The organism is uncultured Planococcus sp. (genome assembly GCF_947501725.1).
Taxonomy (GTDB): domain Bacteria; phylum Bacillota; class Bacilli; order Bacillales_A; family Planococcaceae; genus Planococcus; species Planococcus donghaensis_C.
Genome location: NZ_CANMXD010000016.1, coordinates 45,096 through 62,775, shown reverse-complemented (window position 1 = coordinate 62,775; position 17,680 = coordinate 45,096). Strand labels below are relative to the sequence as shown.

The 17,680-nt window shown below is 52.4% G+C and carries 19 protein-coding genes; 18 read left to right on the top strand and 1 reads right to left on the bottom strand.

Going from position 1 to position 17,680, the window contains the following annotated elements; genetic code table 11:
- The first annotated feature begins 464 nt into the window (after positions 1-464).
- Positions 465-737: a hypothetical protein gene (locus Q0785_RS19065; RefSeq protein WP_298833990.1), complete on the top strand. Its 273-nt coding sequence runs from the start codon at positions 465-467 to the stop codon at positions 735-737.
- A gap of 157 nt (positions 738-894) precedes the next feature.
- Here the strand turns inward: Q0785_RS19065 and Q0785_RS19060 are convergent, their stop codons facing one another.
- Complete coding sequence (locus Q0785_RS19060) at positions 895-1,440, bottom strand: site-specific integrase (RefSeq protein WP_298833987.1); 546 nt, start codon at positions 1,438-1,440, stop codon at positions 895-897.
- A gap of 62 nt (positions 1,441-1,502) precedes the next feature.
- Here Q0785_RS19060 and terL point away from each other — a divergent pair, with 62 nt between their 5' ends.
- The 17 genes from terL to Q0785_RS18975 all read left to right on the top strand — a co-directional run bounded on the left by terL (position 1,503) and on the right by Q0785_RS18975 (position 17,678).
- A complete protein-coding gene (gene terL / locus Q0785_RS19055) occupies positions 1,503-3,344 on the top strand; it encodes a phage terminase large subunit (protein ID WP_298833985.1) in 1,842 nt (613 codons plus the stop codon).
- Positions 3,345-3,365: 21 nt separating this feature from the next.
- Positions 3,366-4,955 carry a portal protein gene (locus Q0785_RS19050; protein ID WP_298833982.1) on the top strand — a complete coding sequence of 530 codons (1,590 nt, stop codon included), beginning with the start codon at positions 3,366-3,368 and terminating at the stop codon, positions 4,953-4,955.
- 35 nt (positions 4,956-4,990) lie between these two features.
- Positions 4,991-6,592: a phage minor capsid protein gene (locus tag Q0785_RS19045; RefSeq protein WP_298833980.1), complete on the top strand. Its 1,602-nt coding sequence runs from the start codon at positions 4,991-4,993 to the stop codon at positions 6,590-6,592.
- Positions 6,593-6,787, top strand: coding sequence for a hypothetical protein (locus tag Q0785_RS19040; RefSeq protein ID WP_298833977.1), 195 nt, complete (start codon positions 6,593-6,595; stop codon positions 6,785-6,787).
- Between the two features lie 98 nt (positions 6,788-6,885).
- Positions 6,886-7,614 carry a phage scaffolding protein gene (locus Q0785_RS19035; protein WP_298833975.1) on the top strand — a complete coding sequence of 243 codons (729 nt, stop codon included), beginning with the start codon at positions 6,886-6,888 and terminating at the stop codon, positions 7,612-7,614.
- A gap of 217 nt (positions 7,615-7,831) precedes the next feature.
- Positions 7,832-8,770, top strand: a complete 939-nt coding sequence (locus tag Q0785_RS19030; protein ID WP_366522851.1) for a DUF5309 family protein — start codon at positions 7,832-7,834, stop codon at positions 8,768-8,770.
- A 65-nt stretch (positions 8,771-8,835) separates the two neighbouring features.
- Positions 8,836-9,072 carry a hypothetical protein gene (locus Q0785_RS19025; protein ID WP_298833971.1) on the top strand — a complete coding sequence of 79 codons (237 nt, stop codon included), beginning with the start codon at positions 8,836-8,838 and terminating at the stop codon, positions 9,070-9,072.
- A 13-nt stretch (positions 9,073-9,085) separates the two neighbouring features.
- The gene (locus Q0785_RS19020; RefSeq protein WP_298833968.1) at positions 9,086-9,478 is read left to right on the top strand and encodes a hypothetical protein; all 393 of its coding nucleotides are present in this window, start codon (positions 9,086-9,088) and stop codon (positions 9,476-9,478) included.
- The gene (locus Q0785_RS19015; protein WP_298833965.1) at positions 9,479-9,799 is read left to right on the top strand and encodes a hypothetical protein; all 321 of its coding nucleotides are present in this window, start codon (positions 9,479-9,481) and stop codon (positions 9,797-9,799) included. It abuts the gene before it with no gap.
- The gene (locus Q0785_RS19010) at positions 9,799-10,215 is read left to right on the top strand and encodes a hypothetical protein (RefSeq protein ID WP_298833962.1); all 417 of its coding nucleotides are present in this window, start codon (positions 9,799-9,801) and stop codon (positions 10,213-10,215) included. The genes Q0785_RS19015 and Q0785_RS19010 overlap by 1 nt, the downstream gene beginning before the upstream one ends.
- Before the next feature lie 146 nt (positions 10,216-10,361).
- Positions 10,362-10,787 carry a hypothetical protein gene (locus tag Q0785_RS19005; RefSeq protein WP_298833959.1) on the top strand — a complete coding sequence of 142 codons (426 nt, stop codon included), beginning with the start codon at positions 10,362-10,364 and terminating at the stop codon, positions 10,785-10,787.
- 18 nt (positions 10,788-10,805) lie between these two features.
- Entirely contained in the window at positions 10,806-11,846 is a 1,041-nt protein-coding gene (locus tag Q0785_RS19000) for a phage tail sheath subtilisin-like domain-containing protein (protein WP_298833953.1), read from the top strand.
- A 13-nt stretch (positions 11,847-11,859) separates the two neighbouring features.
- Positions 11,860-12,285: a phage tail tube protein gene (locus Q0785_RS18995; RefSeq protein ID WP_298833950.1), complete on the top strand. Its 426-nt coding sequence runs from the start codon at positions 11,860-11,862 to the stop codon at positions 12,283-12,285.
- A 100-nt stretch (positions 12,286-12,385) separates the two neighbouring features.
- The gene (locus tag Q0785_RS18990; RefSeq protein WP_298833947.1) at positions 12,386-12,757 is read left to right on the top strand and encodes a hypothetical protein; all 372 of its coding nucleotides are present in this window, start codon (positions 12,386-12,388) and stop codon (positions 12,755-12,757) included.
- Positions 12,758-12,946: 189 nt separating this feature from the next.
- The gene (locus Q0785_RS18985; RefSeq protein WP_298833944.1) at positions 12,947-15,031 is read left to right on the top strand and encodes a hypothetical protein; all 2,085 of its coding nucleotides are present in this window, start codon (positions 12,947-12,949) and stop codon (positions 15,029-15,031) included.
- On the top strand, positions 15,031-15,711 hold the full coding sequence (locus tag Q0785_RS18980; protein ID WP_298833941.1) for a LysM peptidoglycan-binding domain-containing protein: 681 nt from the start codon (positions 15,031-15,033) through the stop codon (positions 15,709-15,711). Before Q0785_RS18985 ends, Q0785_RS18980 begins: the two co-directional genes overlap by 1 nt.
- Positions 15,711-17,678, top strand: a complete 1,968-nt coding sequence (locus tag Q0785_RS18975; protein ID WP_298833938.1) for an NlpC/P60 family protein — start codon at positions 15,711-15,713, stop codon at positions 17,676-17,678. The genes Q0785_RS18980 and Q0785_RS18975 overlap by 1 nt, the downstream gene beginning before the upstream one ends.
- Positions 17,679-17,680 lie beyond the last annotated feature (2 nt).

Genomic DNA, 17,680 nt, shown 5'->3' with positions numbered 1-17,680 from the left:
TTTGACAAATAAAAATCATAAACGAGTGCCCGCATGTGCTGGCGCTCTTTTCTTCGTGGAAAAATAAGGAGGATGACGGCTTGCAGACGGATAAGGTGTGTAATGCGTGTTCAGTTACGAAGTTGTTGTCGGAATTTCCGAAGAGTAGGCGAACTAAGTTAGGCGTTAAGTCCGAATGTAAGACGTGCCACAAAGACCGCAACCTAAAGCTGTATTACGCTAACCGAGAACGCTACTTAGCGGTATGCAGTACTTATCGAAGGGAGCACCCGTAAGCCAAGCGCGCAAAAGCACATAGAAAACGTGCAATGGCGAGGGCGCTTCCCTATGAATGGCGCAAAGACGATTTAAGTAGTGTGCAGACGCTATTCTCAGGTATGTGCCCGCTTACTGAGACGACCGATATTCACTACGACCATTTCATCCCTCTATCGATAGGTCACGGCGGAACTCATATACGGAACATGGTACCGCTAAACGCCACTTTAAATGAGTCGAAGCACGCCCGCAACCCTTTCGAATGGATTACGGAGCAGGATATCGCTTTATTACCTAAGTTCGAAGCAGTGATCGAGTACCTATCCGGTATAAACGGACTGACGTCGTCAGAATACCGGGATTACGTTTACTGGTGCTTCGATAACCGACGGAGCATTGACGAAGTACTCGCTGACAAGCGGTATTCGGTCGACATTTGGGCGGCGCAACTAACTAACGCTAAGTCGAACGCCGCATGACGTTATTATACCACGATTCTACCACGAAATAAGCGTCCTAGCTACCGCGTAAGGTATTCGTACCCTAACGGAGCTAAGACGCTTATTTCGTGCTTGTTTAACGTTGTTTCGCCTAAAGTGACGGCGGTCTTTACGTCACAGGTACGAAGGTGACTCGTCAGAGGCACACGCCTTCATATACGCAGGCTATATCGTCAGCAGTAACGCCTATATAACGCAGCGTTTGCGCTACCGACGAGTGGTTAAATACCGCCATTAGCAACGTAATGTCTGCGCCACCCTGATACGAGTGATAACCGAACGTCTTGCGCATACTATGGCAGCCAATTGCGCCGTACTTCGCCAGCAAGCCCGCCCGATCGGCGGCATCATTAAGAATACGGTAAGCCTGCACGCGGCTCAGCGGTTTGCCTGTGCGCGGATTGGCGAACAGGTAGGCGTCCTTCGACGTATTAGGCGCCAGCACCTTAACCGCTTGCTTGACGCTCTTATTAAACGTCAGGCGCTTACGCTTGCCGGTCTTTTGCTCGGTGAAGTCGATAAAGTCGCGGCCTACTACGTCGCGCACACGTAATTGCAGTAAATCGCTAATGCGCAGGCCCAAGTTGATGCCTAGCGTAAATAACAACTGGTCGCGGCCGTGTAGTGAGCGTTTCATGCGGTTAATGTCGGCTTTACTTTTTATCGCTTGTACTTCGTTCATCTTAAACACTCCGTTTCATATTAATTATTATGTTACACCGAGTATACGACGTATTTAACGCAATGTCAACGCATATATTTACGCAATACATACACGCAACTATTAACGGAAGGGAGGCGGTCATTATCGCCTGGTTAAGTAACGCATGGCTAGACCGCCCGGCCCGCCAAGCCCGCATCGACGAACTCACCTCAATACTCGACTACTTAAACGCAGAATTTCCCGCCGTGGACGACATGCCGGACGACTTAACGCTGCAGTACTTCGAAGTGGCAAGCGAATTGGCACAATTGGCCCGCGTGCACCGTTGCGAAGTCGATCAGCTCGAATTTGCGCTCGAATATTTCAGCGACGCACGCAACCCTGGCAACGACGGCAACTGGGAAGGCTTCGACACCACGCACGTCGACGAAGCGCCTACGTTTCACCGTGAATTGACCGAGCTAATGAACGTCGTATCTAACGTTGAACGTAACGCCAAGGTAGCCGCAGCGGCGCCCCGAAGCCACGCGAAGTCAACGTATTTATCGAAGAACTTTCCGGTGCATCAAGTCGTTTACCGCCTGCGTAAGTACATCATTATTATCTCCGAAACGCCGAACGTATCGAAAGCGAATATGGAGTGGATACGCAATCAGCTAAAGTTCAACGTTAAGTTGCGCCAAGACTTCGGCCCGTTGCTATCACCGCGCGATCAGGCGAACCTCACCGACAATTCGGAAGAGTTCATCGCATGGCACGCGACAGACGGCGACAGCAAACGGCAACTCACGCTAGTACAAGCGGCGTCGACCGGCCAAGCGCTGCGAGGACGTAACTGGAACGGCTCGCGGCCTGACTTAATTGTCTGCGATGACCTCGAAGATGCACGCCCCGGCGGTAACGCCTCGACGGAAGACCAGCGTATGAAGCTGCGCGAATGGTTCAGTCAAACGGTTATGCCGCTAGGCGATCCGAAAGGCAAGCGCACGGCGTTCGTCGTCATGGGAACAACCGTACATTGGTCGTCGCTGTTAATGACGATCTTACACAAGCGGTCGGACTTTCAGTCGCGCATCTATCGCGCCATTATCGACGAGCCAGCCAACGCCAAGCTATGGGAACAATGCCGGCAGCTTTATATTGACCGCGACAACCCCGACCGACTCGCCGCCACTGACGCATTCTATGACGCCAATGAGCCGCAGTTACTCGAAGGGTCACGCGTCTTGTGGCCCGACGTTCAGCCGCTGTATAAGCTGATGCGTTGGAAATGGGACAACGGCAGCAAGGCGTTTAACACCGAGTATATGAACAATCCGGTCGACGAAGAGTCGCAGGTCTTTGCGCCTGCAACGTTCACCTACTGGACGGACAAGAACGAACTCGACGGCGTGGACGTAGCACAATCGCAGCAGTATGACGTTGCAATGGGCGTCGATATGGCGATGGGTAAACAGCGCGGCGACTTTAGCGCAATAACCGTCATTGCACGCCACAGAACGTCGGGCGTCGAATATGTTATCGAGTCCTACGGCGAACGCGTGAAGCCCAACGTCTTCATTGACGAAGTGGTCAAGCGCGTCATTAAGTACCAGCCGCATTTAGTCGGCGCCGAAGCGCAGGCAGCGCAGGAGTTCTTCGTTGACCAGCTTAAAGAGGCGCTTGAAGCGGCTGGCTATCCGGCAGGCACACGCGTTAAGAAAATCTACCAGCGGATGCGCAAGGAAATGCGAATTGAAGCGATGATCCCGGACATTGAGTCGGGCAAGTTGCGCTTTAACCGTAGCCACACGCAGTTGCTCGAACAGTTTGAACGTTATGGCAGCGGAACACATGACGATTTAATTGATGCGACTGAAATCGCCAAGTCGGTACTGAAACGCGCGGCCATTACGCTGCAACAAAAGCCATCGTGGCTATAACAACCGAAGGGAGGCGCTATCGTGCCGTTATTTGAAACAGGCGGTCAGTTTCCGCCGGAAGACCACATCGAACGCATTGCGAAGTATAAACGCATGAAGAAGTTCTTCGAAGGCAAGCAGCTCGAAGTGTACGAACGTGCCAGCGAGCTATTGAAAGATTCGCCGCAAGCACCGCAGCTCGAACGGCTTTATATTGCGATTAACCTGCCGTACTTGCTGACGCTGAAGCCAGCCGATTTACTGATTGGCGACCGGCCGATATACGAAGCGGGCTTGCCCGACAAGTCGCCGGAACAACAGGCGCTTAACAGCTACGTCGAAGAGAACGACCTGAACACGCTGATTTACGAGAGCGCAACGTCGAACGGCTACCGCGGCGACTCATTCGTCAAGGTGCGTTACGGCTACCGCCAAGATTTCACCGAAGTACAAGCGGCATTGTCGCCGGACGACTTCGCAACGTATATGGCGGCTAAAGAAATGGAACCGATCATCGAGCATGTGCGCGCCGACTGCGTATTTCCCGAAACGGCTGCCGGCAATATCAAACAGTTCAAAGCGGTTAATATCGCCAACATCGAATGGGTAGAAACGGCCAAGCGCGAGGTGCCGTTCTTAAACGTCGAGCGCCACGTGCCAGGCTTCATTCTATACGAACGCTATCGCCTGCACGAACGGCCTGAAATCGGCGTTATCAGCGAATACGGCGTGCCTATCACCACGTATACGATCGGCGAACAAGTGGCGTCGGGCAAAGACGTAGAGGCGACCGGCTTACCGCATATTCCGGTATTTCACGTACCGTATACGTCAGTCGACGACGATTGGCGCGGCCAAGGCTTCGTTGAGAAAATCGCCAGCTCGTTACAGGCGTTAGAAGACCGCATCGTGCAGCTCGATTATATCCTGCTGAAACACGCCGACCCGACGCTATACGGGCCGGACATTTCGGGGCCTAGCGCAAACACTGCGTCGTTCGGCGGTAAGTATATACCGATTACGAAAGAAGACGCAACACCGGGCGCCATTACGTGGAACGGCCACCTTGAATCGGTGTTTAAAGAAATCGACTTGCTACTATCGTATATCTATCAGATGTCGGAAACGCCGCAATGGCTATTCGGTACGACGATTAGCGGAGGCGGAAACGCTGGCGGATCGGGTACATCGCATACAGACGGCGCCGGCATTAAAGCGCGATTCATGCCGATATTATCGAAGGTAAAACGCATCCGCAACCACTACGACAAGGCCGTTAAAGACGCGCTATGGACGTGCTTCTTATTCGACGAACAGTTCGGCGGCTACAAAGGCGGCACCGTGTACCCGACGATTCACTGGAAAGACGGCTTGCCGAAGAATGAAAAAGAAGAAGCCGAAATCGCGCAAATCAGAACGGGCGGCAAAGCGACGTTGGCTGTTATGGACGCAATCAAACGCCAGGACGAAGTGGACGACGACAAGGCGCTAGAGATTATGCGACGCATTGCTGACGACGACGAAACAGCGTTCGGCACGGTCGATGCTTCGATATTCAACGAGCCACAACCCGCGGCGGAGGTGACGCCAGTTGGCGAAAGCAACGAAGAACCTACTACGGGCGCTGATTAAAGTCGCGGCTGTCTACGTAAAGGAGGCGCTGCGCAATGGACTTACGCGAAATACCAAGACCAACGTTTGACTATGACGTCAACCGCGTTGTCACGCAATACGAAAAGGCGCTCGCGGCAATCAAGCTTGAAATTCTGGCGTATGACATAACGGACGTGCGCCGCGCGAACGCGATGGCAACCGCCGCTAGTATCGGTGCGATCTTGAAGAAGCTCGACGTCGACGTGTCGGCAATCATCGAAGAAATCATTCCGCAGGCGGCGACATTAGGCGCTGCACAGGCGATGGTTACGCTGGGCGTTGCGCCAACGGTGGCAGAAGCGACGGCGCTCGTTAAATTCGGCAAGCTCAACAAGGGCTTAGTCGCCGCGGTTATCGCCGACACGCAGTCGGACTTATTGCAGGTTACGCAAAATATAGACAAGCGAGTCAAGGTGTCGATGCGTACAGTAGCTTCGGAAGTCATGCGCGAGCAATCGGCAAAAGGCATTAACGCAACGCCGGCGCTGAGCGCTGAAATACGCAACAAGTTTCGCAGTGTCATTGGCGAAGGTGCCGACACAGCGATCATTGATGCGGCTGGCCGACGCTGGAAGCTGAAGGCGTATACGGACATGCTCGTTAATACGAAGATGCTCGAAGCGCACAAGGAAGCAACGGTTAATGAAGCGGTTGAGCGCGGCGCTTTGTATGGCGTTATCAGTTCGCACGGAGCGACAGACGCCTGCGCAAACTACGAAGGCAAAATCGTCAAGATGGCGCGTGAAGCCGAGGGTGATTATCCCTATATCGGCGATTTACCGAAGTCTTCCATATTCCATCCAAATTGCCGTCATACAGTATCACCCGTCAGCCGCCTTGATCGTCTGTCAAATCGTATAAAAAATAACAATAACATTACCACGCCGGAAGTAACCGATGCTAATATTGAGGCAGCGGAGGTGGTTAACGTGGAGAATCAGACAGTTAGAGCCGGTAAGATGGACATCACTAAATCGGACGCGCTTAGACGCTTCCAGACTGACCCTACCATCGCCCGTCGTTTAGGCGAAGGTGGCGAAGATGAGGTAATGAAATCTATCCTACGTGAGCAAGGTTTTGACGGCCCCGGTAAAATAGTCAGTGCCAGCGCTCTCGATAAGCAGATTAAAGGCGGAGACATTGAGTTGTACCGAGGCGTTTCATCTAATGCGCATGCTAAGGACTTCCGAGAAGGTGAATTATTCTCTGGCTTAGGTACTTACGGAAACGGCGTATATACCGCTTATGGTGGTCTGGATACTGCGACTGGTAAGCGCAACAACGACGGATTTGGCGTGGCAGTTGATTACGCAGGAGAAAAAGGAACGATTATGAGGATGTCATTAGCCTCCGAATCAAGAGTCGTTAAGTATGACAACCTTGTCGGGGAAGTCATGGATTACGAGGACGACGTGAATGATCGAATCAAAAAAGCTAAGCGTCCTGAAGATAAGGCGAACCTAGAGTCCGAAAAACTGCTAATGAGTGATTACGGAAGATTCGCGGCAGTTCAAGGGTACGACGCAATTGATGTACCTGGGCAGAAGTACATGGTCGTTCTTAACAGAACAGTCTTGAATATCCAAGATACGAATACGAGTAAGGCAGGTGATTAAGTGGAGATTTCACTAAGCAGGAGACTGGCTAAGGTATTCGCAACCGACGCCATACTTGAACTCGGTGTGCGGAAACGATTAGATATCTCCAAGAGGACGGAGAATTGCAAGACATTCGACGACTTGCCTGACGATATCCAGACGCTCGTCATAACAATCGAAAAAGCAAAAGGATGGAAGTCAGACGCCGGCTAATCAGCTAGGCGTTTTTATTATGACCGAACGTTTACGTCTTGAAACTGCAACGGCGTACTAAATCAATGCGCGACGGCGCTTAAACGGTGGAGGACGATATGAACAACGACCTATTACGCTTAAACTTACAATTCTTTGCAGACGAGCAAGCTGAACAGACGCAGGAGCCGACGCCAGACGGGCAATCACCCGACGAACCGAAGTTAGATGCGTCAGAATCGCAACCTCAGACGCAAGCAGCCGAAAAATTACTGACGCAAGCCGAATTCGACGACGCCTTGAAGAAGCGCCTCGAACGCGAGCGAAAGAAATTCGAAGGCTATGACGAATTGAAGACGAAAGCGGCGGAATACGAAAAGCAACTCGAAGAAAAGCGCCTGGCCGAACTTGGCGAGCAAGAACGGTCGCAGGAGATCGCGAAGAAATACGAAGAAGAAAATCAATCGCTGCAACAACGAATCGCCGAAATGGAATCGAAGACGAAGCAGCAGGCGATTACGAACGAATTTATCAAAGTCGCAACGGGCCACAACGTAGCCTACATCGACGACGCGTTGAAGCTCGCGGACTTGTCCGGCGTATCAGTCGGAGAAGACGGACTCGTCGAAGGTGTAGACGACATCATTAAGGCGCTCGTTGAACAAAAGCCGTTCCTAGTTGCGAAAGCAGCGCCGAAGCCAGTCGGGCAACCGAGCAACGGCGAATCGGAACGCACAGACAAAACGAAAGAACAATTGCTAGCGGACGCAGCCGACAAGTTTAAGCGGACAGGTAAGAACGAAGACATGGCCGCCTACTCACAGTTGAAGCGCGAACTAGGAATGTAACAACCGTCACTTGCTGGCGGCTTTTTTAATACCAAAAAACCAAACTCAAAGGGGATAAACTAACATGTCTAAAATTCTTTCAGGTGAACTAGTAGGAAAACGCGAATCGGTATCGGAACAAATCTTATTGCTAAACGAGCACCAAACGCCACTACTTAACGTATTAGGCTTCAGCCAACCGGTAACGCAGGTTGAGCACCAATGGTTCGAAGACGAAATGGTATCAGACGAATCGGCAGTTGTAGGCGCTAAACTTGCGGCTGACACTTCTATCGTCGTTGCTGACGCAGAACCATTCTCACCGAACACAGTAATCAAGGTTGGCGAAGAATTGATGCTAGTAACGGCTGTCGCTGGTGAAACGTTGACAGTAACACGCGGATACGCGGGCACTACTGCGGCTGATATTACAGACGGCGCTACTGCTGAGTTCCAATTCGTAGAAGGCGAAGAAGGCGCGGACGCTCGTAACGCACGTTACAAAGCACGCAAACGTAAGTCAAACTTCACGCAAATCTTCGACGAAACGATTTCGATCACGGGTACAGCGGCAGCAGTTGCGAACCACGGTATCGACGATATTTACGAATATGAAAAGTCGAAGAAACAGCTTGAGCTTGCGTTGCAACTTGAGAAAGCGCTAATTAACGGAACGAAATACGAGTCGGCTGACGGCCTTGTTCGTCAAATGGGCGGCGTACGTAACTTCATCGGAACGAACGTTGTTGACGCTTCTAATGGCGCATTGAACGACGAAATGATTAACGACGCGATGCAGAAGATGTACGAAAAAGGCGCATTCAACAGCGGCGGTAACTTCAAGATCATGGTCGGCGCTAAACAGAAACGCGCTATCTCTAACTTCGAGAAATCAGCTATCCGCATTGATCGCGCTGATAACGGACGCGGTAAAGTCGTTGACCACTTCGTATCTGACTTCGGTAACGCTGAAATCGTATTGAACAACAACTTGGGCGCAGGCGAAGTATTGATCGTCGATACTAACCGCATGGCTGTTAAACCGTTGACTGGCCGTAACTTCACGCATGAGTACCTTGGTAAGCAAGGCGACTACTACGCTGGACAAATCGTCGGCGAATTTACGCTTGAGTTCCACCAGGAGAAAGCGCACGCTCGCATTAAAAACTTGGCATAAGCCACGCATTAAATTAACGCTCGCCGGCGCATTGCTGGCGGGCATTTCTTATGGAGGTGTTTAGATTGGCAGTATTCGAATCGAAGTACGCCGGCTTCAGCTTCTACGCTAAAGACGGATTAAAGACGTTTAAGAACGGTCGCTATGTAACCGACGACAAGGACGAAATTGCAGCGCTGGAAAAGGCGGTCGACGCAACACGAACCGACAAGCCAGCCGCGCAAGAAGCACCCGCAGCACCGAAACAAAAGCAAGCGGAGGACGCGAAACCAGCAGCCAAGCGTAAGCCCTCCGCAAAATAAGGAGGCGCTATAAATGACGCTATGGAATCTCGAAGAAGCATCGCAGTATATCCTACTCAATACGCTCGACAACGAAGATTTTAACGACGCCGACGAAACGCGCAAGCAAGCGCTGATGAACGTTGCCAGCCGCACGTTGACGCGCAAGTTTGCGACTTACTTAGTGCCCGCCGAAGCGGTGTACCTGTTTGCGGCAGTCCTTGCGTCAGCTTATAACGATACGAACAAGCTGCAACAGCAAGGCGTCGCCGGGTTCAGCGTTAAGGGCATTTCGTTTACCTTCAAAGACTGGGCGAAAAAAGGCCTCGACGCATTGATACCGGAAGAAGCGGTCGAGCTTATTAACGACGCAAACCCCGACGCTGATTTGTCGACGAAGCCAGTCGTACGTTGGACGGTGTTGTAAATGGCGGTACTCCCGTTAAAACAACTCGTAACCATCATACGCGAAGGCGAAACGGACGAATGGGGCAACGGTGACGCGCCGATTGAGTTCGTGAAGAAATGCCGCATTGACGAAGGGGCGAAGATCGTAGCCAGCGCGCAGACGGCCGACGAAGTAACCAGCTCGGCGTCGATTCTGTTCGACAAGTTGCTCGAAATTCGCCTAACCGATGTCATTATTTACGTCGACGACAACGGCATTAGCCGCACGTACCGCCCGATCGCAGTAAACGTTATCCGGGGTCTGAACGGCAAGGCAATGCTGACGGAGGTGAACGTATAATGGCCGGTAATTTCAATAGCCAAATGCGGCGCTTTATACAGGCGCTCGAAGAAATGCCGCGCGCTGCTGAAGTCGGCGGCGAACGCGCATTGACCGATATCAAAGACGACTGGGTGCTCGAATCCCGCGACGTGGCGCCATTGGCCGACGGTAACTTAAGGCGTCAGATTGACGGCGAAGTCAGCGACAACACGCTAGTAGTATCGGCAAACGCCACTAACAGCGGGCGCTTTAACTATGCCTACTACATCCACGAACAAGACGCAGGAGGTCACGGCTTGAAGACGACGGGAACCGTAAAGAAGTTCCTCGACGAGCCGGCTGAACAGCGCAAAGATACATGGCTCGATTGGATCGAAGAAGAAGTGGACGCCGAACTACGGCAGGGAGGTGTCAACGTAACATGGCAGCGATAAAGGACGACATTCTAGCGCTACGCACAGTTGCCGCGACACTACTGCCGGCAGCTACGAAATTCTACTTGCAAGACGTTCCCGAAACGCCCGCACCCGGCGCACTGGCTATCCGCTTAGCGAATCAGTCGTCGTCGGACTTGTCGGCGTTGCACGTAAAGGTCGAACGGATTTATCAGCTTATTTACTTTGGCAAAACGAACATCGACGTCATTGACGCGGTGGATGCGTTGAGCCGCGGCTTTTCCAAACAAACGACACTCGGTACTGGCGCGGGGCACGTTACGCTCGGCGCCTTTTCGATGTCGCAGCCGTTCAAGACGGAAAGCGGCATAAACGCAGTAATTTGTATACTGCCCGTTTCATTCCACGACAACCGCGACGCACCTGTTTATACGAAAGTTGACCGCGTGGTACTCGATTTCACTGTCGACGATTTGCAGGACTTCAATACGTTTAACGACGTCACGATGACCGGCAGCACCTTCGACGAATTGGCGGAATCGACGACTATGGACGGCTTGACTGACGCAGAACTAGGCCGCGCCCAACATACGCAAGACATTACGAAATAAGAAGGAGTGACGGAAGATATGGCAGGACAATTCGACTCGGCTAACTTACCGATTCGCCCCGACGTCTACATCAACTTTGTAAACGCGGCATCGGATCAAATCGCCGGCGGCACACGCGGCACAGTAGCGATTCCCTTAGCTACCTACGAGGGTACAGCAGAACCTTCGCAATTCTACACGATTACAGCCAATACGCTGTCAAACGCAAAGGCGCTATTCGGCGACGCGAACATTCAATCGGTTAAATTCGCACTGCAGGCCGGCGCGAAAGAGGCGTTAGTCTACACGCTGCCGACTGTAGCAGTTTACGCAGATGTATACGCAGCATTTGAGGCGCGTCCGTTCAACGTATTCGCATTTGACGGCGAAGTATCGGCGGCTGAACAAGACGCGGCATTAGCGTGGTGCAAAGTGAACCGCGAAGAAGGCAAACACTTTACCGTCGTGTTCGGCGGCACTGCAGCGGACGACCAGGACATTACGCTCGGCAACGCGCGCACGACGCAGTTACTTGACCCATACGCGGTTAACGTGGCGAACGGCGTTGTCATTGGCGACACCGAATATTCCAGCGGCCAGTTTGCGCCTTACATCGCAGGGCTAATCGCAGGGACAGCAATCAACGCGTCAATTACGTATACCGAGTTACCGGTCGCAGACGTTACCAAACGCTTGCGCAACAGCGAAATCAAAGCGGCTCTTGAAACCGGCACGCTTGTATTAACGCATGACGGCGACAGCGTACGCATCGAGCAAGGCCTAACAACGTCGGCTAGCAAGATTCGCATTCAGCGCGCGCGCCAGGCGGTCAGCACCGACATTACGAAGACCGCCCGCAAGAGCTACATCGGCAAGCTCGACAACAGCGAAGCCGGTCAGGTGACGTTGATTAGCGCTATCGAAGCGTATTTGCGCGGCTTGTCAAACGACAATGTACTCGCTGAACCTTCCGTAACGCTTGATTCAACGCGCGAAAGCGTCGGCGACAGCGTGTTCCTAGCGGTTAGCTACGTAGAACTCGATTCGATGGAACGTATTTTTATCACTATAAACGTATAAGGAGGCCGCATAAATGTTAGATTCGAAAACAATCGTAAACGGTACGTTCTGTAAGGTTTACCACGACGGCCAATGGCTGTTCAACGTTACCAGCGCAGAGGTTTCCGTAGCAATCAGCAAAGAAGAAGTAGCACGCGCCGGCACACGCTGGTTAGGCGACAAAGTAACGACGTTGAAAGGCGAGGGGTCGTTCAGCGGCTACCGCGTCAACAACGACTTACTTTCATTAGTAGGCCAAGTACAGCGTGGCGAAGGTACATGGGCGCCATTCGTAACGGAACTCGTTATGGAAGTCAACGACCCGGAAAGCCCGCAAGCCAAAACGTTCATCACGCTTCAAAACGTCAGCTTCGATAATATCGCGTTGCTGAACTTCGAAGTCGGCTCGCTTGTCGAGGAAGAATGGAACTTCACATTTAGCGGTTACAGCCGCAAGTAAGCAATACCGCGCCTCCTAATCGGGGCGCTTTTCTTTTTAATAGCGAGCACAACGCGCGAGTGCTTGCGACAAAAATACGCTACTCAAAGGATGGATTAAATTGACGAACAAGCCAAACGCATTAGACGCATTACTGACAGCAGAATTAGAAACGGTTGAAACGGTACACATTAAACGCTTGGGCGTGGACTTCACGGTTAAGGCGATTACAAGCGACGAGTTAAACAAAATCAACGAACAGTCTAAAGGCCCGAACGGCAAAGTCAATGAGTCGGAAATCAACGGCTTGCTAGTTGCGGCGGCTTGTATTGATCCGAGTTTCAAAGACGCAGGCTTGCGTGAGCGTTATGACGCAGTAACAGCGGCGGACGTTGTAAACAAAGCGTTGCTAGCCGGTGAAGTTGTTAAATTAACGCAGACAATTATGGAAATCAGCGGATTCTCAGACGACACAACGAAGATAAAAAACTAATAAAGTCGGGCGGTGAAGCGTATCTACTACATCGCATATACCAAGAGCACCACATACCGCCCGACGAGGTATATCAGAAAGAACTCCGCCACCGCATGTTCATGTACGCAAGCGAAGAACTCGTAATGGAGGCGGAAGAAAAACAGCGCAAGGCTGAGAAGCGGAAAGCGTAGAAAGGAGAATACGTAAATGGCATTCGACTTAACCGCAATATTAAACTTGCAGAACAACATGAGCGACAGCCTGCGTAACGCAATACGCGACTTGAACAGAACGTCGTCAGAAACAACGAACTTGACCAGCAACACCAGCAAGTTAGGCGACACGGCGAAGAAGGTCGGCGGACTATTAGCCGGCGCGTTTGCCATCGACAAGATTAAAGACCTCGGCGTCAGTATGATTGAGTCTGCCGGCGAAGCACGGGCGATGGAAGCGCAATTCTCGACGGTGTTTGGTGACATGGAAGGCGAAGCATCGAAAAAACTAAGCGCAATCGGCGACGAGGCGTCTATCTTGGATAACCGCATGAAAGGCAGTTTTACGAAAATCGCGGCATTCGCTAAGACAGGCGGCATGGACACGGCAGACTCGCTAGACTTGGCCGACCGATCCATGCGAGCTGTTGCCGACAGCGCGGCGTTCTACGATAAGTCGCTCGAAAGTACGACGGATAGCTTGCAGTCATTTCTAAAAGGAAATTTTGAAAACGATGCTGCACTCGGATTATCGTCTACTGAAACGACACGAAACGCCGCCGCAAACGAGCTTTACGGTAAGTCCTTCAAGGAGTTATCGGAAGCGCAGAAACAGCTAACGTCGCTGCAGATGGTTGAAGACGCAAACAAGCTGACCGGCGCAATGGGCCAAGCATCACGCGAGGCCGACGGCTGGGAAAACATCATCGGTAACTTGAAGCAGTCGTGGACGGATTTCAAATCGGCTGCAGGCGAACCGCTACTAGACGCTGCCAGCGAAAGCATTCAGCAGTTAAGCGGCTGGCTCAGCAAGCTCGATACGCAACCGCTTGTCGATGGACTTCAGGCAATGTCCGATAAGTTCCTGGCGTTTAAAGACGCAGCTTTGCCGGTGCTGATTGTCGTTATTAACAAAGCGAAGGAAATCGCTACAACGATTAAAAATAACTGGGAGCCGATCAAGGCGGTAATCGCAGGAGTCGCAGGCGCGTTTGTTGCGTTTAAGGTAATCGTAATGAGCATGATGGTCATGTCGAAACTGAACGCTATGCTGCGCTTATACCGCGTAGGTATGCTCGGCGCTGCAACAGCAACGGCAATAATGAACGCAGTGGCGGCGCTTAACCCGTTCGTACTAATTGCGCTGGCAATCGGCGTATTAGTCGGCGTGCTCGTATACCTAGTCCGCAACACCGACTGGGCGCGCGAAGCATTCGACAAAGCGTGGGCGGCGCTCAAGACCGGCGCAACCATCGTCATGGAATGGCTACAGCCGTATATCACGACGGCGATGGCCGGCATAAAAGCGGCGTTCGCAACCGTATCAGCGTATATCAGCGAAGTTATGCCGTTGATTCTAGCGGTCATACAAAACGTCTGGTCAATTATTGGCCCGATATTTACGACGGCACTGACCGCGATTTGGGAAGCCGTGAAGTTTGCGTTCAATACGATTAAAGACGTAATTTCGGTGACGCTGAATTTGGCGATCGGCATTATTAAAACGGTGTGGGGCGTTATTTCCGGCATCTTTAAAGCGGCGATGCAACTTCTAACCGGCGACTTTTCTGGCGCATGGGACACGATGAAAGAGACGCTAGGCAAGGCGATTACTAACATCGGCGACACTCTGACGAAATGGGTCGACGGCGCGAAGAAACTAGGCGAGAATTTCGTGCAAGGTATTATTGACGGATTCCTCGCGATTTGGGATTCGCTACTTTCGACAGCAAGCGACATTTGGGACTCGGTGACGGGCATCTTCGATAAGAAGAAAACGATCGACGTCGACGTTAATCGTAACGTAAGGACTGGCGGCGTTGGCGGCTCGGCACAAGTCGACGGATCGCATTACAACGGCTTAGACCGCGTGCCCTATAACGGCTATACGGCTCGACTCCACAAGGGCGAGCGCGTTATGACGGCAGCAGAAAACAAAGCGTATTCAGGCGGCGGCAGTAACGTCGTCAACTTGACCGTCCACTACAACGGCGGCCAAAAGCTCGATGAACAGGAAATGTCGAGGTTCACGAATTACCTCGTTAAAAATCTAGCATCAGCAGGGGCGGGAGGCGCATAATGGCAGGCAACGTAGAATTTTGGTTATCGTATGACAGCGGCGCGGAACGCCTGCGCCTGCCGGTCAATCCCGAATCAATCAGCGTCAGTTCGCCGTTTGGCATGACCGACGTAGCAGTATCGCAACTCGGCGAAGTATCCATCTTCGGCACGCGCGGGCTGGCGGAACTTTCGTTCAGCTCGTTCTTTCCGAATCACTACAACCCGTCGTTTTGCGAATACCGCAACTTTAAAGAGCCTTGGCTCAACGTCGAGACCATTGAACGGTGGCGCGACTCAAAACGCCCGATACGCCTAATCGTTACCGGCACGCGCATCAACTACGCAGCTACCATTCGCGAGTTTGCGCTTGACGTCGAACGTGCCGGCAACATTGGCGACATTTACTTTTCGATGAACTTAAAAGAATACCGCTTCATTGACTTGCGCGTACAGCGCGTTACGACCGGCGCAGGATCAACCGGAAGCAAGAAGACGAAACCATCGCGGCCAGCAACGCCCAAAGCGGCGGCCAAAGGCGCCAAGTCGCACACGGTCGTACGCAATGACACGCTGCAGAAAATCGCCAAGAAGTACTACGGATCGGTCAACGACTGGCGCAAGATTTACAACGCCAACAAGGCGGCCATTGGCGGCAATCCGAACGTCATTAAGGCGGGGCAGAAGTTGGTGATACCGTAATGGCTGAAACCTACGAACAGGCGTTATACAACGGCAATCGACCGGCGGTAGACGTGCAAATCTACGATGGCCAAAACGTTACGCACCTGAACGACTTGACGACCGGCGTAACCGTCAGCGGCGACGTGGCGCAGGCTTGCCGCAAATGCGAAATAAGCCTCGCCAACAGCGTCGACGGCGAAGTGCAGCGGTTTTCAGTGTCGATGGGATTCGAGGTGCGCGTCTATATCGGCAGCGACGAAGTATTTCGCGGGCCCATATTCGCGTACAACCTCGACGACCGCGGCATGGGTACGATTGTCGCCTACGATTACAACTACTACTTAACGAAGACGGCCGACAGCCTGCGCTTCGACGGCAAGAAAGCGTCGCAGATCATTATGGCGCTGGCGGGCAAGTTTGGCATCGACATTGGAGCCATTACCGACACCGGCTACATTATCCCGAAGCACATTTACCGCGACAAGACGCTCTACGACATGATGATTATTGCGCTGACTGAGACGGAGAAGAAGAACGGCCGCAAGTTTTCGCTAGTCAATCGCTGGGGCAAGTTATACGTGAAAGAGCGCAAGGAAGAACTGCGGCGCGTCGTCATTGAGAACGGCCGCACATTACTGTCGGCAAGCTACTCGAAGTCGAACGAAGACCGCAGCACAACCGTTAAGCTCGTCGGTAATGCAGACGTAAGCCCAATCGCAGGCACGGCGAAGTCAGCCGACAGCGTAAAGGCATACGGCACCATGCAGCATTACGAGATTATCGACGAACCGTTGAACAAGGCGCAACTCGACGCAATGGCGCGAAAGATACTTGAAACGCTGGACGTAACGAAGGAAGAATACAGCGTCGAAGCGTTGGGTCTATTTGACGTTATCAGCGGCACGGCGATTGTCGTCAATGACCGCATGTCGAATATGTACGGCGCGTTTTACGTTGACCAAGATACGCACACGTTCGACGTTAGCGGCTTGCACACGATGTCACTGAAACTATCGCGCACGCTCGACATTCCGCGCGAAGATTACGAAGAACCTGAGAAAGCGGCAGCCAAGTCGACAAGCAGCGGCGGCACAACTACGACGACCGGCGCCAAGTTGATGCCAAGCGGCGACTATCAGAAAGGCTTCGTAGCCACTGCGTATGACCCGGTACTCGGCGGCATCAACGCAAACGGCGACCCTGGCAATACGGCAACCATGACGAAGCCGACCGCAGGACGCACGATTGCAGTCGATCCACGTGTTATTCCATACGGATCAGTCGTCGCAATCAAAATACCGTCAATGCCGAAGTACAACGGCTTGTATCTCGCTGAAGATACCGGCGGCGCTATTAAGCAGAAGCGCATCGACATTATCATCGACGGACGCACAGCCGCAATGAACTTCGGCCGGCGCGACGTTGAGGTTGCGATAATTGAACGGGGTAAAGGGCCTGCGGACGCGCGCGCCAAATCTAAGTCATGGTCGAAGTACGAATCGAAGCACATCAAGACGGTTACGAAGACGACAGTTACGCCGACGTCCGCAAGTTCCGGCGATACGCAATCGAAAGTTGTCGCAGGCGCGCGCAAGTACCTCGGCAAGCTCAAGTACAGCTTCGGTGGCGCAAACATACCGGGCGGTTATGGCGATTGCTCATCTTATACGCAGTTCATCTACAAAACGTATGGCAACTTCACGATGGGACGCGATACGTTATCGCAAATCAAGGTCGGCCAGAAGATTTCGAGCAGCAAAGCGCGAGCGGGCGATTTGATATTCTTCAAAGGCACATACCGCGCAGGCGTTTCACACGTTGGTATTGTCACAAAACCCGGCATGTTTATCAACTTAGCTGGCGGCGGCTGTTACGAAGCGTCGTACGTAAGCGGCTACTGGGCGAAGCATTATATGCAAATCAACCGCGTATTGAATACGAAACTAGAAGACGGATCAGTTGTACCTCCGTCATGGTTTAGATAAGG

Excerpts from the sequence above, each read along its gene's own strand:
- Q0785_RS19065 (WP_298833990.1), top strand. The coding sequence starts at position 465 with ATGGTACCGCTAAACGCCACTTTAAATGAGTCGAAGCACGCCCGCAAC.
- Q0785_RS19060 (WP_298833987.1), bottom strand. The coding sequence starts at position 1,440 with ATGAACGAAGTACAAGCGATAAAAAGTAAAGCCGACATTAACCGCATG.
- terL (WP_298833985.1), top strand. The coding sequence starts at position 1,503 with ATGTCAACGCATATATTTACGCAATACATACACGCAACTATTAACGGA.
- Q0785_RS19045 (WP_298833980.1), top strand. The coding sequence starts at position 4,991 with ATGGACTTACGCGAAATACCAAGACCAACGTTTGACTATGACGTCAAC.
- Q0785_RS19035 (WP_298833975.1), top strand. The coding sequence starts at position 6,886 with ATGAACAACGACCTATTACGCTTAAACTTACAATTCTTTGCAGACGAG.
- Q0785_RS19030 (WP_366522851.1), top strand. The coding sequence starts at position 7,832 with ATGGTATCAGACGAATCGGCAGTTGTAGGCGCTAAACTTGCGGCTGAC.
- Q0785_RS19020 (WP_298833968.1), top strand. The coding sequence starts at position 9,086 with ATGACGCTATGGAATCTCGAAGAAGCATCGCAGTATATCCTACTCAAT.
- Q0785_RS19015 (WP_298833965.1), top strand. The coding sequence starts at position 9,479 with ATGGCGGTACTCCCGTTAAAACAACTCGTAACCATCATACGCGAAGGC.
- Q0785_RS19010 (WP_298833962.1), top strand. The coding sequence starts at position 9,799 with ATGGCCGGTAATTTCAATAGCCAAATGCGGCGCTTTATACAGGCGCTC.
- Q0785_RS19000 (WP_298833953.1), top strand. The coding sequence starts at position 10,806 with ATGGCAGGACAATTCGACTCGGCTAACTTACCGATTCGCCCCGACGTC.
- Q0785_RS18995 (WP_298833950.1), top strand. The coding sequence starts at position 11,860 with ATGTTAGATTCGAAAACAATCGTAAACGGTACGTTCTGTAAGGTTTAC.
- Q0785_RS18985 (WP_298833944.1), top strand. The coding sequence starts at position 12,947 with ATGGCATTCGACTTAACCGCAATATTAAACTTGCAGAACAACATGAGC.
- Q0785_RS18980 (WP_298833941.1), top strand. The coding sequence starts at position 15,031 with ATGGCAGGCAACGTAGAATTTTGGTTATCGTATGACAGCGGCGCGGAA.
- Q0785_RS18975 (WP_298833938.1), top strand. The coding sequence starts at position 15,711 with ATGGCTGAAACCTACGAACAGGCGTTATACAACGGCAATCGACCGGCG.